Origin of the sequence: Geothrix limicola (genome assembly GCF_030268085.1) — a bacterium.
Lineage (GTDB): Bacteria > Acidobacteriota > Holophagae > Holophagales > Holophagaceae > Geothrix > Geothrix limicola.
In genome coordinates this window covers 607,224-632,927 of sequence record NZ_BSDE01000001.1, presented here as the reverse complement: position 1 = coordinate 632,927, position 25,704 = coordinate 607,224, and the positions used below count along the sequence as shown (strand labels likewise).

The window sequence follows — 25,704 nt, the reverse complement described above, 5'->3', positions numbered from 1 at the left end:
GCTCACCATCCGGACCCCGCACCCTTTCCCCGCACGTGCCCCTGCCAGCGCACCGACTGCGTTCCTGGCTCCAACTCCAGGGCTGCGCCCTGCCCTTCGCCCAGACGGCCGCGCAGGGACACGGACCCCTGGGCCTGCACCAGCTTGACCGAACGGTCAGGTCCCATGAGCACGGTCACCGAATCCGCCGCCAGCCGCCAGCCCTGGCCCTGACACTCCACGCCACCGCTGAGGGTGATCTTCTGGCCCTCGCTCAGGCCGCGCTCGGCCCTCAGGAACAGGTCGCCGTCCGCCGCCGCCAGGGTGCCGTTGAGTCCCTCGGGGAAACTCACCTGGTCGCCCTTGCGCACGATGCGCGTCCCGGAAAGTCGCTCCCTCAGCCGGTTCCAGGCGGCAGGCCGGCCCGTGAGCGTCCACAGCGCATCTTCCCACACGAGCTTCGCCCCGCGCAGGCTGCCACCTGAGAACAGGTTGACCTGCACGGGGCCTTCGATGGTCCATCCGTGTGGATCGCCCTGCCCGGCGCCGCCCGTGAAGGTGCCGTCTTCTCCGCGGCCCAGCACGGGGCTTTGCAGCTTCCAGCGCCGCGTGGCCCGCTCCACGTCGATGCGCGGCGAGGACAGGCTGCGCCGCCCCCAGGTAAGCAGGGCCTGGCCTTCGGCCACGGCGTGGCCCACGGGCAGGGATTCGGGCAGATCCGCGCCGCGAGCCTCGCGAATGAGCACCCTGGGGGCCTTCAGCGTGAGGAGCTGGCCATCCACGGGCTGGTCCCACACCACGCTGCCCTCCAGGCGCAGGCCCGCGGGCGTCCACCGTGCCCCATCCGTCGAGAGCTGCTCCGTGCCCGTAGGCATGGCGCGATGGGCCTTGAATTTTCTGAACTCCACCTGCTGGAAGCTGGCGCCCGGCGCGGGCCTGGGCGCCACGCCGGACTGGGCTCCGCCGCGCCACCCGTCGGCCCGCTCGAAGGCGAGGGGTCCGGGCCAGGACACCGTTTCCGGCGAAAGGTCCGCGACCGAAGCCTGCAGGGATCCCTCGCTCAGTTGGGCCTTCACGCCCTCCAGATGGCCTGTCTGGAAGCCTGGAGTGGCCCACAAACGGTCCGCGTCCATCGACTTGAGGGTGGGGGCCGCGGGGCCGTCCGCGGGCGCCTGCCAGCGCACGGGGCCGCGTTCCACGCGCAGGTGCCCGTCCACTTCGCGTCGCCAGCCGGCGGGCAGGTTCCAGACGCCCCTGGAGGAACCCGCCAGGGATTCCCAGCGCAGCGGCGCCAGGCCCTCCCATTCCCCACCCGTCCAGCGGATGGCGGGCCCCGCCTGATCGACGCGGCCCCGGCCCAACGGCGTGGTCGTGCCGGGCTGGGCCACGCCCAGATCCATGGGCCCCTGCAGGGTCCAGATCCCGGCCTGCCGGCGCGCGCTGGGCGACAGGAGGCGCCACTGGCCCGCCTGCTCTTCCAGCCGGCCCGTCACCTGTTCCAGGTGGAGGTCCTCCTCGGAGCCGTCGATGGTCTTGTAGGAAAGCACCATGCGGTTGGGCCCCAGCTGCTCGGTGAGGGTTCCCACGCTGCCCCTGGTGCCTTCGCCGAACAGCGCGTCCCCGCCCGCCACGCGGCTCGGCAGGCCCTCCTTGCCGCTCGACAGGAAGCGTAGCGTGACGCCGAGGGTGCCCGCGACCAGCACCCATCCCAGCCCGTACCACAGCGGGTGGCGCGCGGGAGGGAGGGCCTGGAGCGGAGAGGACACCTTCACGGGGCCGCCTCCCCGAGCACCGAATCCACCAGCCAGGAGCGGCCCCAGCGCGCGCTGCCCTGGGGTGTGGCTACGACCGCCAGGCGCTCGCCGGACCTCGGCAGGGCGGGACGTCCCGCACCGGCGAACCAGGTCAGCGGATCCGCCAGCCCCGCCACGCGCAGCTTCCAGTGGTCCGCACCGAAGACCGTCGCGGAGGCGATCACGCCTTCCACCTTCGCCAGCGGAGGCGCGAAGCCCTGGCCGAAGGGTTCCAGCCGGGCCAGATCCGCATCGTCGGGCAATTCGTCGGGACTGCCATCCACGAGCAGCGGCGGAAGCTCCCGCCCCTGGGCCTGGTCCGCGGCGCCACGCTGAAGGGCCTGGCGCACGAAGGCCAGGCGCGAGGCTTCGAAGCTGAGGCCCGCGGCCACGCGATGGCCGCCACCGCCGAGAATGAAGGGCTGGGCCAGGGCCAGCAGTTCGCCGAGATCGTAGCCTTCCGGCGCGCGCAGGCTGCAGTGGGCCACGCCGTCGATGACCGTGCAGACGCCCGCGGGGCGCCCACTCGCGCGCATGCGATGGCCTGCCACGATGCCAATGACGCCCTTGTGGGCCGTGGGGTCCATCACCAGGTCAAAGGCCTCGCCAGTGGGTTCCGGCAGCTTCGCCGCCAGCTCCTGCTGGATGCTGCGACGCTCCTGGTTGAGCAGCTCCACCCGCGCCATCAGGGATTCGGCTTCGGCTTCCTCGCGGGTGAGCAGCAGGCGGACCGCATCCTCCGCGCCACCCATTCGCCCCACCGCGTTCAACCGTGGCGCCAGGCCGAAGGCGATGTCCTGCGCGCCGAGGGCGCCTTCCTTCTTCGCGGCCTTCAGCAGCGCCACCAGGCCCGGGCCGTTCTTCCCCGCGAGCGAGTTCAGGCCGCGGCGCACCAGCAGTGCATTCTCATCCACCAGCGGCATCACGTCGGCCACCGTGCCGATGGCCACCAGCTTCAGCAGGCCGTCCAGGAAAACCGCATCGGAGCCCACGGGATGGGGAACCGCGCCAAGCAGCGCCTGCGCCAGCTTGAAGGCCACGCCCACGCCCGCGAGATAGCGGTTTGCGTACTCGCCCAGATGGGGATGCACCACGGCACAGGCTGGCGGCAGTTCCGCACCCAGGGCGTGGTGGTCGGTGATCACCCACTCCACGCCCAGCTCCGTGCTGGCCTTTACTTCCTCCACGCTGCGCACGCCGCAGTCCACGGAAATGAGCAGGCCCGGATCCCGCGTGACCTTCAGCTCCTGGATGCAGTCCAGATGCAGGCCGTAGCCGTCGGAAAAGCGGTTGGGGATGAAGAACGACACGTCCGCACCCAGCTTCTCCAGGGTGCGCACCAGCAGGGCCGTGGCGGTGACGCCATCCACGTCGTAGTCGCCGTAGACGACGATGCGCTCGCGAGCCTCTACGGCCCTGCGGATGCGCGCCACGGCCGAGTCCACGCCCGGCAGCAGGTGGGGGTCCGTGCTACGCGCCCAGGAGGGATCCAGGCGCCAGGCCAACGCTTCGGGATGGTCCGCGCCGCGCATCCAGGCCAGCCGTGCAAGACGAGGCTCCAGGTTCCAGGCTTCGCTCAGGGTTCTCCAAGGCGCCGAGCCCGCCGGAAGGTTCCGACGGAGGCGCCACCGCATGGCTTCCACCTCAGCCCACGCTGCCCATGCGGGCGAACTTCTGGTACCGCTCCTCCACCAGCTGCTCCGCGGAGAGTTCAGACAGCTCGGAGAAGGCCTCGATGATGGCCTCCTTCAGCGAAGCGGCAGCGGCATCGAAATCGGAATGGGCGCCGCCGAGGGGCTCCTTAACGATGCCGTCGATAACCCCCAGCTCCAGCAGGTGCGGCGCCGTGAGTTTCAGAGCCGCGGCGGCCTTGGGGGCCTGGGTCGCATCCTTCCACAGGATGGAGGCGCAGCCTTCGGGCGAGATCACCGAGTAGATGGCGTTCTCCATCATGAGCACGCGGTCGGCCACGCCCAGGGCCAGTGCCCCGCCGCTGCCGCCTTCGCCGATGACGACGGCCACCACGGGCACTTCCAGCTTGGCCATTTCGATCAGGTTCCGCGCGATGGCCTCGGCCTGGCCGCGCTCTTCGGCGTCCACACCAGGATAGGCGCCGGGTGTATCGATGAGGCAGAGGATGGGCCGCTGGAACTTCTCGGCCAGCTTCATGAAGCGCAGCGCCTTGCGGTAGCCCTCGGGCTTGGGCATGCCGAAATTCCGAAGGATCTTCTGCTTGGTATCGCGGCCCTTCTGCTGGCCGATGACCATGACCGGGTTGCCTTCGATCCAGCCCATGCCCCCGACGATGGCCGCGTCGTCGCCGAAGCGGCGGTCGCCGTGCAGTTCGTCGAAGCGTTCGCAAATGCGCTCGAGGTAGTCCAGCGTGTAGGGCCGCTTGGGATGGCGCGCCAGCTGGGCCCGCTGCCAGTCCGACAGGTTCGAGAACAGCTCAGCCTTCAGCTTGTCGAGCTTCTTCGCCAGCTTCTCCCTCTCCTTGGACTGGGAGGGATCCATCTCCATGGCCCGGATCTGGGCCTCCAGCTCAAGCACCGGCTTTTCCAGCTGGGACAGATCCATGGTCTGTTCGGGGGACGCGTCTTTCATGAAGCCTCGAGCCGAGAAGTTCGACGGTCCAGTGTAGAGGGCCCAGACAGGATTGGATAGGGCGGGCTGACCCGGGGTAGGGCAGCCCTCAAGGCTGGCCGACCCGAAAGGCCAGGGCATCATCCCGGAAGGTTTTCACCGCGGTCCGATCCTTTTTCCAGGCTTTGAGCCCCGAGTCGAGGGCTTCGAATCCAAACCGCATGGGGAGGGTCTGCTGATGGAAATTCAACTTCAGCAAGGTTCCGGTCCCATGCGGGATGGCATGTGAGTTCCATGTGAAAGTCCGGAAGGGGGTTTCGACGGACTGGGTTTCCACGAAGGGCTTCACCGTTGATGTGAACTTCAACTCGGCCTGGTAGTCGAGCTCTCCGTGGGCGTAGCTCACGATCGGGTAGCGTCGGGCCTTACCAACTCTTTGGATGGCATCACGAACCACGGGCAGCCCCAGATCTGTAAGATACCCCTCTCCTCCCTGCTGGATTCGGAAACCCTCGGGGTGCTTCACTTTCACGGAAGCCTCGAAAGGTCGATCCAGGTCGAGCGGGTCCGAGATGGTTTCGACCTCTAGGCTCGCCGTGGGGGGAAGGTCCAGATAGCTCCGAAGCAGTAGGTCGTGGATGGCTTTAGCACCCCCGCGCCGGGCGGCCACCCGCAATCCCCAGTAACCTCCCGACTCTTTCAGGTTGATGGAACCTTTCAGTTCACGCCCGGTGACTTCCCCCTTCAACTGGAAGACCAGCCGCTGGGGTAGGATGGCCGTAGCTGGTACATCCACCCAGACGGCTCCCGTTGGGAGACAGATCATCACCCGACCATGCTCGTGGGCACTCGATAGGAACCCAAGGGGGGTGCCCATGTCCGTCGGGTCCACCAGCAGGAAACGGCCTTGCTTCGTGTCCACCTCTGCGGCCAGACCAAGGCTCTTTTCAAGGCGCAGGGCCGAGATGACATGGTTGAAGATCGGAAAGGGGGAGGCATCTGCATCCATGTAGCCGAGGCCTATGGCGGCGAGCGCCGGAGCGGTCGTGAAGCCGAGCCCTTTGGCTTCCCCCATGAAGAAGGCCGACAGGTCCTTGCAGTCGCCGTAGCGCTTGCGACCCACTTCAGCGGCCCCTTCGGGCACCCACCCCCGTTCTGGGCTGAGGTAGACCTGCTTGTAGGTCAGCCCCTGGCGCATCCAGGCCCAGAGCGACCGGAGACCCTCCAGCCCGGCCATCCCCTTCATACCGGGAAGGCCCGTGGGCTGGCAGGGCGTGCGGAAAGTCTCCGCGGTCCAACACGCGTAGGCGTCCCAGGAGCCCCACATGGCCGCCACGGGCAGCTTGGGATCCAAAAATCGCACCTGCACGACGGGCAACACCTCGTTGCCGTGCGGGTGGGCGCCTTCATCTGTCGGAAGGGCCGGCAAGCCCCTCACCCGCATTCCCCCCTCTGGAAGCTCCTCGACAAGGTCCACCCAGGGCTTGAAGTGGCGCCGATCGATCTTGATCTCAACAGCCTGCAGGTTGTTGAACCAGCCTTCACTCTTCGCAACCTCCAGCTCCCAAGTGCGCACCGGAAGGGACTCCAAGAGCCGCGTCGAGGCAACCGGGCCTATGGGACTCTGAAGCGATTCCAGGGATTCAAAGGCCAATAAGCTCCCCTTCACCACCCGCCCGAGCGAAGCACTGGTCAATGTGGAGGTGCTGAACTCTTCATCGAAGGCATCGTTCATGCTTTCCACCCGATCGGAATCCAACTTGACCAACTCACCGTCCGGCCGGAGGTTCCACCCCTTCAGGCGCTTGACCCGACTAGCCTTTCCGCCCAGCCCGCTGATGGAATACTGGCGGAATCGGGTTCCACGCTCTTCCAATACTTTCAGCAAGCGAAGACGTCTGAGCCGGACCTCGCCACCTCCCGTATAGGCCATCTCAGTACGATCCAGCAGTACCCATGCTTCGGCATCCTGAGGGCCAGGCTCGGATTGCGCCGCCTGGGCCGAAGGAACGGCCCAATCAGGAAGTTTGGAAACACCCTGAGCAGGGGCCACCAGGGCGGTAAGAGCCAACAGCAGCAAGCAGCCTCGCATCAGCCCTCCTTCACGAGTACGATCTGGCGGCGGCAGGCCGTTTCGATCCATCCGAGGTAGGCCTTGAAGCTCTCCCACCGGTCTGCGCCCTTGGAATTGGCCCTGACCTCCACCCTCAGCGCCACCTTAACTTCGCGGGTAGTCGGATCAAAAGAAAGGGCCCACACAACCTTCCCGAATTCATTCTCGTCGTGGAGGTCCGCCAAAAGACGAGGCGTGAATCCATGCGGGACCTTGAAATGACTGAGGGCGACCTGGGTGGACATGTAGGGGAGCACGATGGGCGTCTTGCGTGTCTGGTCCAGCTCCGAAGGCACCCAGAGGGGCCAGGGCATCCCAGGAAATGGCGTGACAGTGCGCGATCGTCCCGCCTCTCGCTCGATGAATCCCTTGACGCGCCAACTCACGTTCTTTTTCGGATCTGCCGCGTTGAATACAGTGGCCTCCGATACCGCCATGTCCTTCAATGCCGCCTCAAATTTTTTCTTCAGGGCCTTGCCCTGCTCCTTCGGTTCAAGGGGCAGGTAGGAATACCGTTCCGAATACTCGGGATAACCCGAGAATTCGCCTTGGGCCTCCACATTGTCCCCATCCTCGCTGAGATCGAGGGCATAAGTGAATTGCCTTCCATTCGCCAGAGTCCCCAGCCCAGGAATGACTCCCCGGCTCACTTTCCAAGTAGCGGAATCCACCTGGAGCATGTTTACGGCGGTGTAGTCGGGGTGGATAACTCCCGGGGCTGCGTATCGACGGGTCGGGTCAAACCACATAACCGCCCCGGAAGGTAGATCGATGCCGATGACAGTGTGATGAAACTGCCAGGGATTCCTCTGCGCCCATTGGAAGAGAGCCTTCTCGCGGTCGACAACCTTCCCGATCTTTGGAGCGAAACCCGCGGCCTTCAGAAGGTGGTAGTAGAGCAGCCGGAATCCGAAGCTGTCTGTCTTGCGAGTCTTGGCCGCCTCGTTCAAATCCTTGGATTCGAAACCCCTCCAGAAGGTCTTGGGAAGCGCCGCCTCCTCGGCGTAGGTGGAATGGCTCAGGTTGGCGACATTTTGATTGAGGCGGTTCAACAGTTCACCCGCCCGTTCGCCCGGAGTCTGCGGGAGGTCTGCCAGGAGTTCATCCGTCAGGGACTTGAAGGCCGATCCTTTTGAAATGCCGCTCTCGTAGTCCGGCTTGTAGATCGATTCAGCGGCCTGATTCCAGTAGGCCTCCAGAGGATCGTCAACGACGCCCCTCAGGCTTTCTGGCTGGTAGAACATCAGGAGAGTCGGTAGGCCCAGCAGGGGCTTGATGGCATAAGGAGGAGTATCCAGGGCTGGTAGATCATGGAAGGTTAGGACACGGAATCCCGATACATCCGACGTTTCCGGTTTCGCGATCACGCTAGGCTCCACCACCCAGGCCAGCGGGAAATACTTGAACACCTCGATGACCAACAATTTGGTGGGCACCGAGTTGGCAAGCGTCCACTTAGCGTAGAGGCCGTCATCGTATCGGCGCGGGAGTCCATGGAACCAGCCGTTGGCGGGCTCGGACCAGCTCACCTCCATCACACAATCCGAAGTGACACCCGGCGGCACAACATGCGTCGCACTGGATTCGGAACCTCCAACCTCCACCTTGCGCTCGGCGAAATCCTTCCGGTCGTTGAACTCGACCTGCCTCCCGTCCGGGTAAACCGTCCGCCCCTTGATATCCGAAACCGTGGTGGGCATATCCGGCAGCTGCGCGGCCTTGCGCCCTTCCTCGGCGAACACCCGCACCCTATAAACGTATTCCACGGCTCTTCCAGTGAATTTCATTCGCTCTTCAAGCACCAGGGCACCCTTCGGCCCTGAACGAATGGCCCAGACATCCGAAGGAATGGGAGCCCAACCCGCTGCCAATTGGCCGGCTGCTCCCATGAGTAAAACAATCGCAAGCTGTTTCAACATAAGATTCCTGATGATTTGGGTGGATATCTATTTGTGACAGATTGCCCGGCCTCCAACAAGGCGCGACCTTTCAATGAAGTGCTGGCAGGATTCGAGCATGCATTCCACCCCCTTCCCCATCCTTGGCCTCAGCGGCGGCATCGCGGCGGGGAAGAGTTTCGTCGCGGCGCAACTGCAGAAACTCGGCTGGGTCGTCATCGACGCGGATGCGCTGGCCCGTGAGGCCGTGGCGCCGGGCAGCGAGGGGTTGCGGAAGGTGGCGGAAGCCTTCGGCCCTGAGGCCCTGCGCCCGGACGGCACTCTCGACCGCACCTGGATGGCCGGCCGGGTGTTCTCGGATGATGGGGCGCGGGCGCGACTCAACGCCATCCTCCACCCGCGCATCGAGGCACTGCGGGACGCCCGCCTCCGGGCCCTTCCGGCGGATACCCTCGGGGTGGTTCTCGACGCGGCCCTGTGGGTGGAGCGGGGGAAGACCCATCATTTCGACGCCTTCTGGGCGGTGGACGCCCCCGAAGAGCTGCGCGTCGGGCGCCTCATGGCCCGCGACGGGATGACGCGCGAGGGCGCTCTGGCGCGCCTGCGCGCCCAGGCGACGGCACCCGAGCGGGCGCTCCACGCCGACCTGGTGATTTGGAACGATGGGAGGGACCTGTCCGGAATCCTGGGGGAGGCCCAGGCCGCCCTTCTGGCAAACTGGAAGATCCGCCGCGCGCGGACGTGGAGACCAACGATGCCCGCACCCTTCAGCGCAGACCAGCTGCGCGATGTTCTGACCGACCTGCTGAGCCGCGGCGGGGACTACGGCGAGGTTTTCGTCGAGCGGCGCCGGGCCCATGCCCTGGGCATGGACGATGGCCGCATGGAGGACGTGCTTGCCTCCGAAACCTTCGGCGTCAGCCTCCGACTGGTGGACGGCGAGACCACGCGCTTCGCAGACCTCATCGCCCCCAGCCATGAAGAACTCATGGAATCCGCCAGGACCCTGGCCGCGCCGGGACACGGCTCTGCCGCTGCCGTGCCTGCGCTCACGCCCCAGAGCTTCCCGACGCCCAGCCCCGTGACCCAGGATCCGGGTCAGGTGCCCCTCGGTGACAAGGTGGCCCTCGTGCGCCGCGCCGAAGGCCTCGCCCGCACCTACGCCGAGACCCTCCGTCCCGGCGCCCTGAAGCAGGTTTCCGTGGGCTACGGCGACAGCACCCAGCGCGTCTGGATCGCCTCGGCCGAGCTGAAGAAAGACACCTGGACGAGCCGCATCACCGAGGATCACCGCACCCAGGTGGTGCTGCGCGCCAACGTGACCGCAGGTGACGGCGTCCAGTTGCAAACCGGTTACCAGCCCCTGGGCGAGACGCGCGGCTTCGAGCTGTTCACCGATGAGGCCGTCACGAAGATGGTCCAGGAGGCCGTGCGCCTGGCCATCCAGGCCCTCGACGCGCAGCCCGCCCCGGCGGGCACCTTCCCCGTCGTGCTCAGCAGCAGCGCCGGCGGCACCATGATCCACGAGGCCTGCGGGCATGGACTCGAGGCCGATCTCGCCCTGGCTGGCATGAGCGCCTTCGCGGGCAAGCTCGGCCAGAAGGTGGCCGGCGAAGGCGTCACGATCATCGACGACGGTACCCTGCCCCACAAGCGCGGCAGCCAGGCCATCGACGACGAGGGCAATCCCGTGAGCCGCGTGGTGCTCATCGAGAACGGCGTGCTGAAGGCCTACCTGCAGTCGCGGAAGACCTCGCGGAAGATGGAGACCGAACCCACCGGCAACGGCCGTCGCGAAAGCTACCGCCACCTGCCCATCCCGCGCATGCGCAACACCTTCCTGGCCGCCGGCAGCGAGGCCCCCGAAGCCATCCTGCGTGACCTCGACCGCGGCCTGCTCGTGAAGCACATGGGCGGCGGACAGGTCGACACGGTCACCGGCAACTTCGTGTTCCAGGTGACCGAAGGCTACTGGGTGGAGAACGGCGTGGCCCAGTACCCGGTGAAGAACGCCACCCTCAGCGGCTGTGGGCCTGAGGTGCTGAAGGGCCTCACCCGCATCGGTAACGACCTTCACCACTTCGACATCGGCACCTGCGGCAAGGACGGCCAGGGCGTGCCCGTCAGCGACGCCCTTCCCACCATCCTCTGCCCCGCCCTCGTGGTCGGCGGCACCGCCGAACCCCTGCCGAGCGTGATCTGACATGAGCCCCTTCTCGACCTTCCTTCCCGAATCCCTTGAAGCCCGGCTCCAGGACGGCATCCGCCACGCGATGGACCTGGGCGCCGAAGGCGCCGAGGCCTTCATTTCCGTCTCCCGCAGCCGCAAGGCCAAGGTGCAGAACGGCGAGCTCCAGGACCTCAGCGTCAGCAAGCGCGGCGGCCTCGGCGTGCGGGTGCTGCGCGCCGGGACCAAGGGCTTCCGCGCGGGACTGGCCACCACCACGGATCTCGCGGCCGCCGATTTCCGCAGCCTCTTCGCCCAGGCCTGGGAACTCAGTGCCCTCGGCGATGAGGACCCCTGGCTCCGCCAGGCCGAGCCATCCGGCGTCGACGACCTGCCCAGCCGTTTCGATCCCGCGGTGGATGCCATCACCCCCGAGCAGCGCATCGCCTGGGCCCTGGATCTGGAAACCCAGGCCCGGCGGGCTTCCGCAAAGGTCGCCGCCGTGCGCGAAGCCTCCTGGAGCGACGGCACGGGCGCCAGCCTGCTGCTGACCCAGAAGGGCGTGCGCACCCCGGATGTGGGATCCAGCTGCTCAGCCTCCATCGAGCTCGCCGTGGCCGACGGCGAGGAACGCCAGGCCGCTTGGCACTGGGATGTCTCCCGCCGGCCCAACCTGGATCTCGCCGCCATCGGTGCCGAGGCGGCCCTCAAGGGCGAGCGGAAGCTGAATCCCCAGCGGCTGCCCGCCGGGAAATATCCCGTCGTGCTGCACCCGGAAGTGGCCGTCGACCTGCTCGGCATCGTGGCGGGCATGCTGGATGCGGAATCCGTGCTCAAGCAGCGCAGCCTCTTCGCCGGCAAGCTGGGCGAAGTCATCGCATCGCCCCTGCTCACCCTCGTGGACGATGGCCGCCTCGCGGAAGCGCCCGGCTGCCCCGCCCTGGGCACCGAGCCATGGGACGCCGAGGGCCTGCCCACGCGGCGCAATGTGCTGCTGGAGGGCGGCGTCCTGAAGACCTACCTGCACACCCTCAAGACCGCCGCGGAAATGGGCATGGCGCCCACGGGCACGGCGGGCCGCGGCCTGGGCAGCCAGCCCAGCGCCACCACCTTCAACCTCTTCCCCCTGCCCGGCAACACCGCTCCCGAGGCGCTCTACAGGCTCGCCGGCAACGGCGTGCTCATCACGGAGATCATGGGCCTGCACACGGTGGATCCCGTCAGCGGCGATCTCAGCGTGGGCGCCAGCGGCATCCGCATCCGCGACGGCGTGCTGGCCGAGCCCGTGGACAAGCTCACCTTCGCGGGCAACCTGCGCGACTTCCTCACCCGCATCGTGGCCCTGGGCAATGATCTGCGCTGGTACGGAAGCAGTGCGGGCCTGAGCCTCCTGCTGGAGGACATCGCCCTCGGCGGCGCTTGACCCGAGTGCTTGACCCCGGTGCTTGACCCTAGGCACATCCTCCCCACGATACGTTCTGTCTTTACGAGGCCGTCATGTCCCTGAATGCAGCGAAACAGTATCTCTCCCACGCCCACCTCGAAGCCGAGCTGCGGGCGGAGCTGGAGCCCCTGGTGAAGGCGGCTGAGGCCGGTGATGCCAAGGCCGTCGCGGAGCTGGAAGACCGCTTCTTCGAGCCCCTCGCCTTCGGCACCGGTGGCCTGCGCGGCTTCATGGCCGCCGGCCTGCGCCGGATGAACCAGCCCAACGTGCGCCGCACCACCATGGCCCTGGCGGCCGTGGCCAAGGCCCACGCGCCTGCCAAGAAGATCGCCGTGGTGGGCTACGACACGCGCATCAATTCGGAGGTCTTCGCCAAGGAAAGCGCCGCCGTGCTGGCCGCCGCGGGCTACGAGGTGTTCCTCGGCACGCGCCCCCTGCCCACGCCCTTCCTCTGCTTTGCGATGAAGGCGCTGGGATCCGCCTGCGGCGTGATCATCACCGCCAGCCACAATCCGAAGGAATACAACGGCTTCAAGGCCTACAACGACCTTGGCGGCCAGGTGGTCGATCCCTGGGATGCCGAGATCGAGGCCCACATGGCGGCGCTGCCCGTCGTGCCCGTGCCGCCCACCGCGCCCGCGGAGCGCATCAAGCCGATCCCTGCCGCCATCGAGAAGGCCTACCTCGCCCTCGGCCAGGATCTGCTGCAGCATCCCAAGGCCTTCACGCCGGCCCGGATCCTTTACACGCCCTTCCACGGCACGGGCATCGCCTTCGTCCCCACCCTCTTCGAGCAGGCGGGCCTGCCCCTGACCGTGAGCCCCAGTCAGGGCGTGCAGGACGGCACCTTCCCCACGGCCCCGAGGCCCAATCCCGAAGAGCTGGCCGCCTACGCGGCGCCGCTGCGTGAGGCCGAGGCCGCTGACATGGAAGTCATCCTCTCCAACGATCCCGACGCCGACCGCATCGGTGTGGTCGCCAAGCGGAACGGGGCCTGGGAGCTCATGTCCGGCAATGATCTCGCCGCGCTCACCCTGGACTACTTCTGCACCCAGAAGGGCCGGAAGGGCGCCGTCGTCAGCACGGTGGTCACCTCCGACTTCATGGCCGATGTGGCCCGGCATTACGGGCTGCCCGTCGTGTGGACCCTCACGGGCTTCAAGAACATCGCCGTGTGCATGGACCGCCTGGAAGCGCTCGGCGAGGCCTACGCCTTCAGCGCCGAAGAAAGCTACGGCATGTTGATCCCCCCCAGCTTGCGGGACAAGGACGGCGTCACCGCCGCCCTCGTCGTCGCCGAAATGGCGGGCCACTACAAGGCCCTGGGCCTGACCCTCTTCGAGGCGGTGGACGCGCTCATGGCCAAGGTCGGCGCCTTCCACAACCGCCTGGTGAACCTCGAGGATCCCCGGCCGGGTGGCGCCAAGCGGTTCGCCGAGGCGATGGAGCGCATCCGCACGGCCGGGCTCGCGACGCTGGGCGGAGAGAAGGTCGTCAGCTGGGAGGATTTCCAGACGGGCCTGTGGCACGGCGAGGGGCGCAGCGAGACCATCCTCGACCGGCCGGACAATCGTGCTGCCGCGCTGCCCATCCCCCGCAGCAACGTGCTGAAGTTCCGGCTGCAGGGCGGCGCCTTCGCGGCCTTCCGCCCCAGCGGCACCGAGCCCAAGCTGAAGGTCTACCTCCAGAGCCGCACGGATGCCGCTCTGCTGGACCGCCTGGAAGCCGAGGCGCGCAAGCTGCTCGGCCTGTAGCCAGGGCCAGTCCACAAAGAGAAACGGCGCCGGAATCGGCGCCGTTTCTGCGTTTGAAGTGAAGGTTACTTCTTCTTGCTGGTCAGCTTGCCATCGGCCCAGCCGTGGCATTCCTTGCAGCTCGCTTCGGTCTTGTGCTTGACGAGCATGTCGGCGGCAACCTTTGTGAGGTTGTCCTTCTTGGCCGGCAGAGCCTGGTGGCAAACGGTGCACTTGGCACCCTTGACCGTGGTGGGCTTGGCGTTGGCGACGGGGGCCAGGGCCAGGACGAGGGCGGCGGTGAGCAGGGTGATGCGACGCATGAGTGCTCCTCTGAAGGGGGGACTCGAATTCGTGGGTCGAGTCAAGGTTGTGAAGCAAGGACCGTACTAGAAGCGAGTGTGAAGCCTGGCCTTCTTTGAGTCAGTGATGAGTGTCACAGGAATGTACCATCAACGAATCGCCTCGGGTTCTCAAATCCGGCCGGGCGGGTGCCTACTTCGCTTCGGGCTCGGTGTCGGACTCACCGCTTTCCGTCTTTTTCATCAATTCGGCGTAGTACTCCGGACGGGTTTCGCGGATGTGGTCCGCCGAGGCCTTGCCCGTCAGCCAGGCCATGTCCATCGGGTAGACCTCGGGATCGAAGATGACGAGATACCAGTGCCAGACGAGGATCGAGAGGGTGGCCAGGATCGCTTCGTAGTAGTGGGCGGCCGTGGCGGCATCCATCACCCAGATGGGGAAGCGGGCGAGGCTCCAGTTCTGCGCCCAGAGCAGGACGCCGGTCACCGCCATCACGACCGTGCCCCACATGAAGGCCCAGTACTCCATCTTCTCGGCGTAGCCGAACATGCCGAAGGTGGGGCGCTTATCAGTCAGGCCGAGGTTGTACCGGATCGCGTTGAGGATGTCCTTGGCGTCCTGAAGGCCCGGCAGCAGCTCCTTGAGGATGACGCGGTCGCGCTTGACCAGGATCAGGTGGATCAGGTGCAGCACCGTGGCAGCCATGATGACGACCGCGGCGATGCGGTGCAGGAGGCCGCGGAGCACACCCGTGCCGTTCAGCCCCATGACCTTCACCCAGGCGGATTCGGGGAACTTCAGCGCAAAGCCCGTGAGGACGAGGGTGATGAAGCTGACCATCACCATGCCGTGGGTGATGCGGAACCACTTGTTCATGCGCGGCAGCTGCTCGCCCGTGCCGTGATGCGGCTTGTGGCGGCGCAGCTTGGCCAGCCAATCCAGGCCGTTGTGGAACAGCATGAAGCCGATGGTCATCGGGATGAGCATGTAGTAGGTCAGGCGGATCCACTTCACCGAGATGTGCTCGACGCCGCCCGCCATGCGGACGTGGACCTTGCTCACGGTGATCTTGTCGCCCACGCCGGGATGGCACTGGCCACAGGTCTGCTTGAGGTTCGCGGGATTGACGGTGGAACGGATATCCGCCGAAGACAGGATGTTGTGCACACCATGGCAGGAGGCGCAGTTGGCGGCGGTCTTCTGGCCCCCGCGGATGGCGAGGCCGTGGAAGCTGTCCTGGAAGGCCGGCACCTTGTCGCCGAAATCGTAGCGGGAGTTGAGGCGCTCATCCCCGTGGCAGCGGCCGCAGGTCACGGCGGACACGCGGGCCGCGTTGACCATGGATCCGGGATCCTTGGGCGCCAGGATGTTGTGCTCGCCGTGGCAGCCGGTGCAGGTCGGGGAATCCTTGGAACCCCGCTTCACCGCCAGGCCGTGGACACTGTCGGCGTAGACGGTCTGGACCTCGTTGTGGCAGACGCCGCAGGTATCGGCCACGTTGGCGCGGTTGACCTTGGCCTTGGGATCCGTCGAGGCGAGGATGTCGTGGCTGCCGTGGCAGTCGGAGCAGCCGGCAGCGGCCGAGTTGCCCTTGGCCACCTCACGGCCATGCACGCTGACCTGGTAGGCCTCCACAGGCTTCACGAAGGGGATCTTGTGCTTGGCGAGGAAGTCGGGATTCGAGTGGCAGCTCCCGCAGGTGCGCGGCAGGTTCTTCTTGTTCGTATTGGAACCAGGCTCGCTGGAGCCCAGGATCGTGTGCGGCGATCCATGGCAGGAAGAACAGGTGGCGGCGTCGGACATGCCGCTCTGCCGGGCCAGGCCATGAACGCTCTTGGCGTAGGCCTTGACCTCTTCCTCGTGGCAGGTGGCGCACTTCACCGGTGCCGGTTTGCCGTCGTGGGGGGCCTTCGTGATGCTGCTGTGACAACCGGTGCACCCCATGCTGGCGTGCTTGGAGGCCTCGAAGACCACCAGGTCCACGTCATGGCAGGCGACGCAATCCTTCGGGGCCGGCGGAGCCGCCGCCAGCACGACAGAGAGCAATCCAGCGAACAGCAAACGCATAACCACCTCACCAGTCCTCTATACCCTAGCCTGACAAACCTGTGATGGGCTAGGTGTAGGTGACATCAATCACGACATCTGCAGGAAATGAGTTTCAAAGCCCGGATGATCAGGCTTTTTGTTGTCGGGGCCAAGACCACGGGCTTGGATTCGCACCATCCCTGAAATGCATGAGGCGCCGGTGGGGACCGGCGCCTCGTTCAAGCCGTCTCAGCATCTCACTTGCCCTTGTAGTCCTTGAGCCAGGCCACATCCACTTCGGCAGCCTTCTTGTCCGTCTTCATCTTGAGGAGGAACTTGCCGCGCTCGTTGTTCTCCGAGGCCCCCTTCTTGGGCATCTTGTCCACGTGGCAGTACTGGCAGTTCTTGCAGTCGGCGAAGCCGAGTTCCTGGGCCTTCTTGACGAAGGGGATCTTGGCTTGGGCAGGCACGGCGAGCAACAGCACCGCGGCGGCGAGGAGCGGAGCGATACGCATGGCATCTCCTGGATGAAGGTTCCGCGAGGTGGATCGGGCGCGGAACGATGGATGTGGGGTTCTGGGCACGAGGCTACCAGCCTTCCCTGTCGCCCAGGGCTCAGGCGGCAGCATGTGATTCAGAGCACGGATGCCCGACAGGCCCCCGAAAAGACCACCGCCCGAGACAGCCTGGGCTGCTCGGGCGGTGTGCGGTGTTTAGCGTGTGCTCCGGCCTTGGCGGCGGGTCACTTGCCCTTGTATTCCTTCAGCCAGGCCAGATCCACTTCGGCGGCCTTCTTCTTGGCTTTCATGTCGACCAGGAACTTGCCGCGCTCGGCCATGTCGCCGCCCTTCTTGGGGGCTCCGACGTGGCAGGCCTTGCACTCTTTGACATCGGCGAAACCGAGTTCCTGGGCCTTCTTGACCCAAGGCATCTTGGCCTGGGCGGGAACGGCGAGGATCAGGGCTGCGGCGGCGACGAGGGTGGCGATGCGCATGGTGCCTCCTGGGGGATGACGCCCCGCTGCGCGGGACGAAGTTGGGGGGAGTCTTGCAACAAGGGTGCCTGGAAAGGAACCCTTCGCAAAGACGCCATTCATGGCATGAATCTAGAACACCAATTGTTCCTGGTATTCACCGAATTCAGCCCGCAGGGTGTCGCAGATCTCACCGATCGTCGCCTCCGCCTTCACGGCCGCCACGATGAGCGGCATCAGGTTTTCCGTGCCGGTGGCCGCGGCGCGAAGGGCCGCCAGGCGGGCATCCACCGCGGCCTGATCCCGGACCGCGCGCACCTTGGCGATCTCCGCCCGCCGCTGCGCGCCCAGGGATTCATCCACCCGCAGCAGCTCGGGCATCGTTTCACCGGTCACGGTGAAACGGTTCACGCCGACGACGACCTGTTCGCCCTGCTCCACGGCCTTCTGGTAGGCATAGGCCGCGTTCTGGATCTCCCGCTGGGGGAAGCCCCGTTCGATGGCGCTGACCATGCCACCCAGCTCGTCCACCTTGGCCAGCAGCGCCGAGGCGCGGGCCTCCAGCTCATCCGTGAGCGATTCGATGAGGTAGCTCCCCGCGAAGGGATCCACCACGTCCGCCACGCGCGATTCGTAGGCCAGGATCTGCTGCGTTCTCAGCGCGATGCGGGCGCTCACCTCCGTCGGCAAGGCCAGGGCCTCGTCCCGACTGTTCGTGTGCAGGCTCTGGGTGCCGCCGCAGACGGCGGCCATGGCCTGCACCGCGGTGCGCACGATGTTGTTGTCCGGCTGCTGGGCCGTGAGCGTGCTGCCCGCGGTCTGCGTGTGGAAACGCAACATCTGGCTTTTTGCATCGGTCGTCTTGAAACGTTCCTTCATGATCCGGGCCCAGAGGCGACGGGCGGCGCGGAACTTGGCCACCTCCTCGAAGAACTGGTTGTGGGCGTTGAAGAAGAAACTCAGGCGCGGCGCGAAGGCCTCCAGCTTGAGCCCCGCATCCAGGGCCGCCTGCACGTAGGCGATGCCATCGCCCAGGGTGAAGGCGATCTCCTGGGCCGCCGTGCAGCCCGCTTCGCGGATGTGGTAGCCCGAGATCGAAATGGTGTTCCAGTTCGGCACCTGCTCGGCGCAGAACGCGAAAATGTCCGTAATGAGCCGCAGGCTCTGGCGGGGCGGGAAGATGTAGGTGCCGCGCGCCATGTATTCCTTGAGGATGTCGTTCTGGATGGTGCCGCTCACCTGCTTCCAGCTGACACCCTGCTCCTCGGCCACGGCCAGGTAGAGGGCCAGTAGCACCGCGGCGGGCGCGTTGATCGTCATGCTCGTGCTCACCTTGTCCAGGGGGATGTCCTGGAAGAGGCGGCGCATGTCATGGATGGAGCTGATGCTCACGCCCACCTTGCCCACTTCGCCCAGCGCCATGGCGTGGTCGGGATCCATGCCGATCTGGGTGGGCAGGTCGAAGGCCACGGAGAGGCCCGTGGTGCCCTGCTCCAGCAGGTAGCGGTAGCGCGCGTTGCTTTCCTCGGCGGTGGCGAAGCCCGCGTACTGCCGCATCGTCCACAGGCGGCCGCGATAACCCGAAGGCTGCACGTGGCGCGTGAAGGGGTATTTGCCTGGCGCGCCGAGGTCTTTCAAGGGATCAAAATCCGCGAGGTCCGCCGGGGTGTAACTGTTCTTCAGCGGAATGCCCGAGCTCGTCGCGAAGGTCCGCTCCCGCAGCTTGGCGGGGTCTTCCGTCACCGTCAGCTGGGTGCGCACCTGCTCCAGGAAATCCTTCTGATACATGAAGCCTCCGAATGGTTCCACCTTATCCCCCGAAGTGACCTGGACGCTACACTGGCCCTTCCTCCCGAGATGCCCATGCCCCTTCCGCCGCCTCCACCCGCTCTCCTTCAGATCATCAGCGGTGCCGATGTCTGGACCGCCGAAGGCCCGCGCCACGGCCAGGCCGTGGTGATCCAGAGAGGGAAGATCCTCGCCGTGGGTCCGCTCGAAGCGCTCGAAAAAACCCATCCCAAAGCCAAGCACATCGAGCTTCCGGGCGGCACTCTGATGCCCGGCTTCATCGAGGGGCACGCCCACGTGGGCGGCCTGGGCGCCTTCGGACGCCAGATCGATCTCACGAACCTGGACAGCCTGCAGGACACCCTCGGCCGCATCCGCGAACGCGCGAACACTTCCAAGGAGCCTTGGCTGATGGGCCGGGGCTGGGATCAGAACCTGTGGCCGACCAAGGCCTTCCCCAGGGCCCAGGACCTGGATGCGATCACCTCACGTCCTGCCTTCCTCGAACGCGTGGACGGCCACGCCGCCTGGGTGAACACCGCGGCCCTCGCCCTGGCTGGCATCGGCCCCGACACACCCGATCCCAAGGGCGGGCGCATCCTCAAGGATGCCTACGGACGCCCCAGCGGCATCCTGCTCGATGCGGCCATGGAACTGGTGGTGAAGCACATCCCCCCGCCCACGGATCGCGAACTGGAATCGCGGCTCAAGGCCGGCCTGGATGCGCTGCGCGCCGAGGGCTTCACGGCCGTGGCTGACATGGGCATCGGCGATCCCGAACTGGCCGCCTACCGCCGCCTGGCCGCGGCTGGCGCCCTGCCCATCCGCGTCTTCGCCTACCTGAACCACGATCACAAGCTCATGATCCGGGAGCTGAAGCAGCCTCACGCCAAGAAGCTCTCCTTCTTCCAGGTGCAGGGCGTGAAGTTCTACCTGGACGGCGCCCTGGGCAGCCGGGGAGCGCGGCTGCTCGCGCCCTATGCGGACGAACCCAGCACCATGGGGCTCTGGGTCACCGAGCCTGACAAGGTCGCCGCGGACGCCGCCATCACCATGCGTTCGGGCTACCAGCCGGCCATCCACGCCATCGGCGATGCGGCCAACCGGGCCGCGCTCGACCTGCTGGCCAAGGCGATGAAGCGTGGCAAGGGCGCTCTGCCGCCGCGCATCGAGCACGCGCAGGTCGTCACCGCCGCGGATGCCGCGCGCTTCGGAAGCCTGGGCGTGGTGGCCAGCGTCCAGCCCGTCCACTGCACGTCGGATCACGCCTGGACTCCCGCGCGCCTGGGGCCCGAGCGCGTGAACGAAGCCTTCCCATGGCGCCGCTTTCTCGACGGGGGCGCCGTGCTGGCCTTCGGCAGCGACGCGCCGGTGGAAGCGCCCAATCCCTTCATCGCCCTCGCCGCCGCCGAGACGCGCCAGGATCCGCAGGGCCGTCCCCAGGGCGGATTCCTGCCGGATCAGCGCCTCTCCAGGCCCGAGGCCATCCGCGCCTACACGGCAGGCAACGCGAAGGCCCTGGGCCACGCCAAGGAGCTCGGCATCCTCCAGAAAGGCGCCGTGGCCGACCTCCTGTGGGTGCAGGTGCCCATCGGCGACCTCAGCCCCGAGGCCCTCCGCAAGGTGAGGCCCGGACGGCTCTGGGTGAACGGGGTGGAGGCAGCCCTGGCACACTAGAGCCATGAGCCTGAGACCCGCCTCCCCCCTCCTCGCGCCCTCCCTGCTTTCGGCTGATTTCACCCGGCTCGGCGAAGAACTGAAGGTCATCGAGACCTCGGGCGCCCAGGTGGTGCACGTGGACGTGATGGACGGCCGCTTCGTGCCCAACATCACCATCGGCCTTCCGGTGGTGGAGAGCCTGCGCAAGGCCACCACTCTGCCTCTGGATTGCCATCTGATGATCGTGGAGCCCCTGCGCTACGCGGCGGACTTCGTGAAGGCCGGCGCCGACTGGGTGAGCGTCCACCAGGAGGCCGATCCGCACCTGCATCGCACCCTGGCCGCCATCCGCCAGGCCGGCGGCAAGGCGGGCGTGGTGCTGAATCCGGGCACGCCTGTTGAAACCCTCGTAGACCTCGTCGGCGACTTCGACTTCGTCCTGCTCATGAGCGTGAACCCCGGCTTCGGTGGCCAGAGCTTCATCCCCCGCGTGCTCGACAAGGTGAAGCGGCTCGATGCCCTGCGCACCGAGCGCGGCGTGTCCTTCTTCATCGAAGTGGATGGCGGCGTGGGCATGAAGAACGCCGCGGATCTCGTGCGCGCGGGCGCCGACGCGCTGGTGGCGGGCAATGCCTTCTTCAAGGCCGAGGATCCCAAGGCCGCCGCCGCGGGCCTGCTCGGGGAAATGAACAAGGGCCGCAGGGCCTAAATCCTAAAGCCACCTCGGGCGGCCATCTTGCGGTGGAGCCTGGTCTAGTCCCAATGGACGAGATCTCTGGACGTCGGCCCATGTGACTGCCCGCGCGTTGAGGTCCAAACCCTGGAATCGCAACGGCTCCGAGCCGTCGTGAGCAGAGGCTGGCACCAACCTGGATCCCGTCGCATCTAAACGGGTGGCGACCACGAAGGCCTGGCAAGGGAGGCTCCCATGACACGCCATCGTCTTTTCAGCACCCTGGCCCCCTGCATCCTCGCGGGCGGCGCACTCACCCTGGGTGCCCAGCAGGAACACCGACGTGAGGATCCCCGGCCCGAGCGGCATCAGGAGCGTCCTGCGCATCGCGACGCGCCCCAGGAAAGGGGCCCCGAACCTCGGCGACAGGAACCACATCCCATGACGCCGCGTGCTCCGGCCCCTCTGCGGGAGACGCCACGGATGATGGAGCGGCCTTCTGAACGCCCGCCCTCCCCGAGGCAGGCGCGGCCTGAATTCCCGGAACCGGCAGGTCGGCCCCGCACCGTCGACCGGCCCCCCACCCGGGATCCGCGTCCTTCCGCGAGGGCCGTCCCCCCTGCTCGAAACCTCGACGCCGCCCGCGCCTGGCAGACGCGTCAGACCTGGCGGCAGGGCGCCTGGCCGGCCCACGCCACCTGGCAGGAACACCGCGCCCACCGGTGGGAGAGCGAGCATCGCACCTGGACTCAGCGTGGCGGGTACGGCGGATACCGCATCCCCGAGACCCAATTCGCGCGCACCTTCGGCGACCGCCACACCTTCCGGATCGGCAGCCGCCCGATGATCTACGGAGGCTATCCGCGCTTCCGATGCAGGGGCTACTGGTTCCTCATCGTCGATCCCTGGCCCGAATTCTGGGTGGATGACTGGTACCTGTGGGATGACGTCTACATCGACTACGACTTCGACGGCTACTACCTGCTGGACCGCCGCCACCCCGGAGTGCGGTTGGCCCTCATGGTTTCCCTCTGAGACACAGGGCCTCCTTGGCCTTCCGGCTGAGGCGCTTGACCGCACGCTCCCGCTTCAGGGCCTCGCTGCGTGAACCGCAGTTTTCGCGATACACCAGCTCAAGCGGCCCGCGGCCCCGCGTGTACTTGGCGCCCTTGCCCTCCTCGTGCTGCTTCAGACGGGCTTCCACATCGAGCGCGATGCCGCAGTAAAGGGTGCCATCGCCGCAGCGGAGCAGATACACGAACCAGGCCGCCTGAGGGGCGTCCTGGTCCTTCTCGCGCCGCTGCGGAGGGCACATGGACTACCCCCCGATCGCGCCGCGCACTGCGCGACGCTCCCACTCGGCCCATGGCCTCGCGGAGGGGGCCCCGTCATCGCCGCAGCGGAGCAGATACACGAACCAGCTCACGGCCGCCCCCAGGACGCGGGAAAAGCCTCGCTCAGAATCTGCTCGGCGGTGGCGCCCTGCCCGGCGCGGAAACGGGCGCTGGCCAGGCAAAGCCCCACGTTGTGGCCCCATCCGCGGCCCCTGAGATGGAGCGATCCATCCGCCTGCAGCGCTCCGTCGCAGACGTTGCTGGGCCAGGTGGTCCAGCCGAAGGAGCGTCCGGCGGCCAGACGCAGATCCTCCACCGCGTATGGTCCCGAATCCCCCAGCCTGAGACCGACCTGTCCGGGCTTCAGTCCCGGTTTCAGGCGGCGCTTGAGGGCCGCGACCTGGGCTGGGTTGAGCGTCCGCTCCCAGGTCGCCCAGCGGTCCTCAGGAACGGACTCGGCGCTCCCTGTTTCGGAAGGTCCCTCGCCCCAGGCCTCTCGCGGGCTGAGGGAATGGCCTCCAGCCGAGCCCGTGAAGAAGGCCCAGCGGGGATCCAGGTTGAGAACGGGCGCCGCCGAAACCGCCCGGGCCGTGTCTTCGGAAGCCTGCCCGCGCACGACCGCGCAATGGGTGAGGGGGCACAGGACCCCGCCCGGATGCTGATTCGGATGCCCCTCCAACCAGCGCCCCAGCACCGCTGCCAGCGCACGGCGCGCCTCGTAAGGAGCCTCGGCGCCCAGTTCCCCCTCCGTGGCGGCGGCGATCCACGCGGCCCTGGAAGCCGTCCAGGACAGGCTCCAGCCGTGAGTCGCGGCGCGGATCCTCACCTGCCCCCGCAGGTCATGCACCGGAAACCCTTCGGAAAACCGGACCCGTCCCTGGAAGCGCCAGGTCCGGCCGACACGATGCGACAACCGTTGTCCATTCACGGTGAGTGGCCCCCGGAGCCGCTCCGCGGGCCAGACCACGGTGACGGTCTCCCCCAGGGTCACGGCCTCTTTCACCCAGGTCTCAGTTTCCCGTGGCTGGTGCTGAGGCGGCACGGGCAGAACTTCCCGTCGCAACCAGGCGCGCAGCCAGCGGTAGGCCCAGGCCTGCTCGCGGGTGGTGCCACCCGCCAGGGCGCGGTCGAGCCGATCCTGCAACATAACCGCCGGTGGCGCGGGCCAGGCCTTGGGGGGCCGGGCGTGGCCTTCGGCCCAGAGGCAGCGGGCCTCCTCGTTCCAGCGGCGCAGGCCCTTCCCGGCCAGACGCCGGTGGGTGAGTTCGTGGCGGAGGACGGCGCCCGGATCGCGGCGGCGCAACTGGTCCCAGGGCCGCAGGTGCAGCGTGTCGCCCAGCCACTGACCGCTGCGCGCGGGGGGTGCGCCCGTGGCGCGCTCGAAGGAGCCGGCGTCCGGATGGAGGAAGACGCGCCAGGGCCCCGCCGGCCAGGGGCCCTGGGCCAGCGTCGTCGCGAAGGCGGATCGAAGCGCCGCTTCCACCTGGCCCTGGGCACCCAGGTCCCCCTCGAAGACCGGTGGCGTGAAGGGTGGCGCGGGTGCGACGAGCAGGAGCATCAGCCCTTCAGCCGCAGGATCTCGCGGATGCGCGCCAGGCCATCGGCTTTGCCCTTGCCCCGCGGCAGGTGTAGCACCACGAGCGTCGAGCCCTTCCCGCCCGCCACCCAGGCGCTGGTGGCCGTGGGTTCGCCGGGCACGGGCGCCGTGCCCGTCTTGAACCACCATCCCTGCTGGTGGAAGAGTTCCTTCACTTCGACCCAGGTACCCGCCAGGAAGCGCTCGCCGAAATTCACCACCTCGCCCTGCTCCGGCTCCATCAGCCAACGGAGGAAGGCCTCGGGACTGGTGCGCAGCAGGTCGCCATCCCCCACCCAGGCGGCGGTCAAGGGGGGCAGGCCTTCACCCGGAGGCAGGCGCCGCCCGAGGAACGGCGCGAAGACCTCCTCCATGCGGACACGGCCCGCGGCCTCGCCGTAGTCCTGCTTCCAGTGCGTCTGCGAATCGGCGATCCACATCAGGAAGGCCAGATTGCAGCTCTCCTGCAGCGCCTTGCCCAGATCCACCCGGCCATGCCCTTCGCGGTTCCAGCAGACATAGGGCCCGGCCTTTCCCGTGCACTTGAACTGCACGCTCCGGCTGGCCCAGTCGGCGCCCTCCAGCCGCAACCAGACCAGCTTGGCCAGGCTGCCCATGGGGGCCTCCTTCTTGGATTCGCCATAGGCCCTCACCTCGCCGTCGCCCAGGGTGATGGCGAAGCCCTCCCCCGGCAGCAGGGCCGGAGCCTTCGCCGGTTCAGGCACAGCCTGAGCCACCAGCGACAGGGCGACAAACACGGGTGCAAGGAGGATTCTAGGGTTCCACATCGAAGGTACCCAGCGTGACAGGTCCGGCGCCGGGAAGAATCAGGCGCTCCCAGCTCCAGCGACGTTCCTGGTCGGTGCCACCGTCCAGCAGGGCCTCCACACGGACGCGCGCGGGCTTGCCACCCCTCCAGCCGCCCGTCCACTTCAGGGTGTAGGTCCCAGCCGGCGGCGTGTCGTGGGTGTACTCCCCCGACCAGCGCAGCATGCCGCCAGAAGGGGTGCGGCGACCGCCTTCGGCCACGGCGCCATCGGGTTCCAGCACCTGCAGGTTGCCGCTGACGTATTCGCCGCCGGACTGGATGGTCAGCACGCGAAGCCGCGTGCGGGCCGTGGACACCCACCAACTGCGCACCACCCGGAGGCCGGATTCCGGCTCCAGGATTTCCAGCCGGTTCTCGCCGTTCTGGGCCGTGATCTCCTCGCTGGTTGTGTAGCCCACGCGGGTCGACCAGGTCAGCGCCGATCCATTGAGCCACACCTTCAGGGTGCGTTGGCGCCAGGCCTGGCGGGCCACTTCGGCCTCGCGCGCCAGCCGCGCCTGGCGGAGCTGCGCCGCCGTGCGGGTATCCTCCCCGCCTTCGGATTCCTCGCCTTCGCCTTCATCCCCGTAGTCGTTCCAGCGGCGGGCCTCATCCTTGGGCGGGTTGGGATCCTTGGGATCCACCAGCTTGATCCGCAGGTTGACGGTGCGGTCGCTGAACCAGCCGCCCAGATCCGGGGACACGTCCATGTGCCAGAGCTTGAGATCGGGCACGTAGGAGGGCGCCGCGGCAGGCTTGGCCACAGCCTTGACTGCTGGCGCCTGGGCTTTGACCGCCGGGGCTTGGGTGCCCAGCATGGCGGCGCAGAAGAGGAGCGCGCTAATCACAGGC

Annotated in this window: 20 protein-coding genes; 6 read left to right on the top strand and 14 right to left on the bottom strand. The window is 67.2% G+C overall.

Annotated features, from left to right (window positions below; genetic code table 11):
• Window positions 1–2: 2 nt before the first annotated feature.
• From QSJ34_RS02650 to QSJ34_RS02630, 5 genes are all read right to left on the bottom strand, one after another.
• Window positions 3–1,751, bottom strand: a complete 1,749-nt coding sequence (locus tag QSJ34_RS02650; RefSeq protein ID WP_285569928.1) for a hypothetical protein — start codon at window positions 1,749–1,751, stop codon at window positions 3–5.
• Window positions 1,748–3,406, bottom strand: coding sequence for a single-stranded-DNA-specific exonuclease RecJ (locus tag QSJ34_RS02645; RefSeq protein ID WP_285569926.1), 1,659 nt, complete (start codon window positions 3,404–3,406; stop codon window positions 1,748–1,750). Before QSJ34_RS02645 ends, QSJ34_RS02650 begins: the two co-directional genes overlap by 4 nt.
• Before the next feature lie 10 nt (window positions 3,407–3,416).
• Window positions 3,417–4,349, bottom strand: a complete 933-nt coding sequence (locus QSJ34_RS02640) for an acetyl-CoA carboxylase carboxyltransferase subunit alpha (RefSeq protein WP_420798820.1) — start codon at window positions 4,347–4,349, stop codon at window positions 3,417–3,419.
• A 115-nt stretch (window positions 4,350–4,464) separates the two neighbouring features.
• Window positions 4,465–6,435 (bottom strand): hypothetical protein, encoded by a 1,971-nt coding sequence (locus QSJ34_RS02635; protein WP_285569921.1) that lies wholly within the window; start codon window positions 6,433–6,435, stop codon window positions 4,465–4,467.
• A gap of 11 nt (window positions 6,436–6,446) precedes the next feature.
• Window positions 6,447–8,387, bottom strand: coding sequence for a hypothetical protein (locus QSJ34_RS02630; protein ID WP_285569919.1), 1,941 nt, complete (start codon window positions 8,385–8,387; stop codon window positions 6,447–6,449).
• Between the two features lie 97 nt (window positions 8,388–8,484).
• Here QSJ34_RS02630 and coaE point away from each other — a divergent pair, with 97 nt between their 5' ends.
• From coaE to QSJ34_RS02615, 3 genes are all read left to right on the top strand, one after another.
• Window positions 8,485–10,569 (top strand): dephospho-CoA kinase, encoded by a 2,085-nt coding sequence (coaE, locus tag QSJ34_RS02625; protein WP_285569916.1) that lies wholly within the window; start codon window positions 8,485–8,487, stop codon window positions 10,567–10,569.
• A 1-nt stretch (window position 10,570) separates the two neighbouring features.
• The gene (locus tag QSJ34_RS02620) at window positions 10,571–11,956 is read left to right on the top strand and encodes a TldD/PmbA family protein (protein WP_285569913.1); all 1,386 of its coding nucleotides are present in this window, start codon (window positions 10,571–10,573) and stop codon (window positions 11,954–11,956) included.
• A 74-nt stretch (window positions 11,957–12,030) separates the two neighbouring features.
• Window positions 12,031–13,731 (top strand): phospho-sugar mutase, encoded by a 1,701-nt coding sequence (locus QSJ34_RS02615; RefSeq protein ID WP_285569911.1) that lies wholly within the window; start codon window positions 12,031–12,033, stop codon window positions 13,729–13,731.
• Window positions 13,732–13,796: 65 nt separating this feature from the next.
• Here QSJ34_RS02615 and QSJ34_RS02610 read toward each other — a convergent pair whose 3' ends face one another.
• The 5 genes from QSJ34_RS02610 to QSJ34_RS02590 form a co-directional block, all read right to left on the bottom strand.
• Entirely contained in the window at window positions 13,797–14,033 is a 237-nt protein-coding gene (locus tag QSJ34_RS02610; protein ID WP_285569909.1) for a cytochrome c3 family protein, read from the bottom strand.
• Between the two features lie 172 nt (window positions 14,034–14,205).
• A complete protein-coding gene (locus tag QSJ34_RS02605; RefSeq protein WP_285569907.1) occupies window positions 14,206–16,080 on the bottom strand; it encodes a cytochrome b/b6 domain-containing protein in 1,875 nt (624 codons plus the stop codon).
• 218 nt (window positions 16,081–16,298) lie between these two features.
• The gene (locus QSJ34_RS02600) at window positions 16,299–16,556 is read right to left on the bottom strand and encodes a hypothetical protein (protein ID WP_285569904.1); all 258 of its coding nucleotides are present in this window, start codon (window positions 16,554–16,556) and stop codon (window positions 16,299–16,301) included.
• A gap of 227 nt (window positions 16,557–16,783) precedes the next feature.
• Window positions 16,784–17,035, bottom strand: coding sequence for a hypothetical protein (locus tag QSJ34_RS02595; RefSeq protein ID WP_285569902.1), 252 nt, complete (start codon window positions 17,033–17,035; stop codon window positions 16,784–16,786).
• Window positions 17,036–17,146: 111 nt separating this feature from the next.
• Window positions 17,147–18,802 carry an acyl-CoA mutase large subunit family protein gene (locus tag QSJ34_RS02590; protein WP_285569900.1) on the bottom strand — a complete coding sequence of 552 codons (1,656 nt, stop codon included), beginning with the start codon at window positions 18,800–18,802 and terminating at the stop codon, window positions 17,147–17,149.
• Window positions 18,803–18,877: 75 nt separating this feature from the next.
• On the opposite strand from QSJ34_RS02590, the gene QSJ34_RS02585 reads away from it, so the two are divergent.
• From QSJ34_RS02585 to QSJ34_RS02575, 3 genes are all read left to right on the top strand, one after another.
• Entirely contained in the window at window positions 18,878–20,479 is a 1,602-nt protein-coding gene (locus QSJ34_RS02585; RefSeq protein ID WP_285569896.1) for an amidohydrolase, read from the top strand.
• A gap of 4 nt (window positions 20,480–20,483) precedes the next feature.
• A complete protein-coding gene (gene rpe, locus QSJ34_RS02580; RefSeq protein WP_285569893.1) occupies window positions 20,484–21,170 on the top strand; it encodes a ribulose-phosphate 3-epimerase in 687 nt (228 codons plus the stop codon).
• Window positions 21,171–21,389: 219 nt separating this feature from the next.
• Window positions 21,390–22,169, top strand: a complete 780-nt coding sequence (locus QSJ34_RS02575) for a hypothetical protein (protein WP_285569890.1) — start codon at window positions 21,390–21,392, stop codon at window positions 22,167–22,169.
• Here the strand turns inward: QSJ34_RS02575 and QSJ34_RS02570 are convergent.
• The 4 genes from QSJ34_RS02570 to QSJ34_RS02555 form a co-directional block, all read right to left on the bottom strand.
• Window positions 22,153–22,449, bottom strand: coding sequence for a GIY-YIG nuclease family protein (locus QSJ34_RS02570; protein WP_285569887.1), 297 nt, complete (start codon window positions 22,447–22,449; stop codon window positions 22,153–22,155). The two genes, QSJ34_RS02575 and QSJ34_RS02570, sit on opposite strands and share 17 nt — an antisense overlap.
• A 107-nt stretch (window positions 22,450–22,556) precedes the next feature.
• Window positions 22,557–24,026, bottom strand: a complete 1,470-nt coding sequence (locus tag QSJ34_RS02565; protein ID WP_285569884.1) for a hypothetical protein — start codon at window positions 24,024–24,026, stop codon at window positions 22,557–22,559.
• A complete protein-coding gene (locus QSJ34_RS02560) occupies window positions 24,026–24,802 on the bottom strand; it encodes a hypothetical protein (protein WP_285569881.1) in 777 nt (258 codons plus the stop codon). The genes QSJ34_RS02565 and QSJ34_RS02560 overlap by 1 nt, the downstream gene beginning before the upstream one ends.
• Window positions 24,803–24,818: 16 nt before the next feature.
• Window positions 24,819–25,700: a hypothetical protein gene (locus tag QSJ34_RS02555; protein ID WP_285569879.1), complete on the bottom strand. Its 882-nt coding sequence runs from the start codon at window positions 25,698–25,700 to the stop codon at window positions 24,819–24,821.
• Window positions 25,701–25,704: the final 4 nt, after the last annotated feature.

Coding starts and splice junctions, on each gene's coding strand:
- QSJ34_RS02640 (WP_420798820.1), bottom strand. CDS start 4,349: ATGGATCTGTCCCAGCTGGAAAAGCCGGTGCTTGAGCTGGAGGCCCAG.
- QSJ34_RS02645 (WP_285569926.1), bottom strand. CDS start 3,406: ATGCGGTGGCGCCTCCGTCGGAACCTTCCGGCGGGCTCGGCGCCTTGG.
- QSJ34_RS02570 (WP_285569887.1), bottom strand. CDS start 22,449: ATGTGCCCTCCGCAGCGGCGCGAGAAGGACCAGGACGCCCCTCAGGCG.
- QSJ34_RS02590 (WP_285569900.1), bottom strand. CDS start 18,802: ATGTATCAGAAGGATTTCCTGGAGCAGGTGCGCACCCAGCTGACGGTG.
- QSJ34_RS02630 (WP_285569919.1), bottom strand. CDS start 8,387: ATGTTGAAACAGCTTGCGATTGTTTTACTCATGGGAGCAGCCGGCCAA.
- QSJ34_RS02615 (WP_285569911.1), top strand. CDS start 12,031: ATGTCCCTGAATGCAGCGAAACAGTATCTCTCCCACGCCCACCTCGAA.
- QSJ34_RS02575 (WP_285569890.1), top strand. CDS start 21,390: ATGACACGCCATCGTCTTTTCAGCACCCTGGCCCCCTGCATCCTCGCG.
- coaE (WP_285569916.1), top strand. CDS start 8,485: ATGCATTCCACCCCCTTCCCCATCCTTGGCCTCAGCGGCGGCATCGCG.
- QSJ34_RS02585 (WP_285569896.1), top strand. CDS start 18,878: ATGCCCCTTCCGCCGCCTCCACCCGCTCTCCTTCAGATCATCAGCGGT.
- QSJ34_RS02600 (WP_285569904.1), bottom strand. CDS start 16,556: ATGCGTATCGCTCCGCTCCTCGCCGCCGCGGTGCTGTTGCTCGCCGTG.
- rpe (WP_285569893.1), top strand. CDS start 20,484: ATGAGCCTGAGACCCGCCTCCCCCCTCCTCGCGCCCTCCCTGCTTTCG.
- QSJ34_RS02620 (WP_285569913.1), top strand. CDS start 10,571: ATGAGCCCCTTCTCGACCTTCCTTCCCGAATCCCTTGAAGCCCGGCTC.
- QSJ34_RS02610 (WP_285569909.1), bottom strand. CDS start 14,033: ATGCGTCGCATCACCCTGCTCACCGCCGCCCTCGTCCTGGCCCTGGCC.
- QSJ34_RS02565 (WP_285569884.1), bottom strand. CDS start 24,026: ATGCTCCTGCTCGTCGCACCCGCGCCACCCTTCACGCCACCGGTCTTC.
- QSJ34_RS02605 (WP_285569907.1), bottom strand. CDS start 16,080: ATGCGTTTGCTGTTCGCTGGATTGCTCTCTGTCGTGCTGGCGGCGGCT.
- QSJ34_RS02595 (WP_285569902.1), bottom strand. CDS start 17,035: ATGCGCATCGCCACCCTCGTCGCCGCCGCAGCCCTGATCCTCGCCGTT.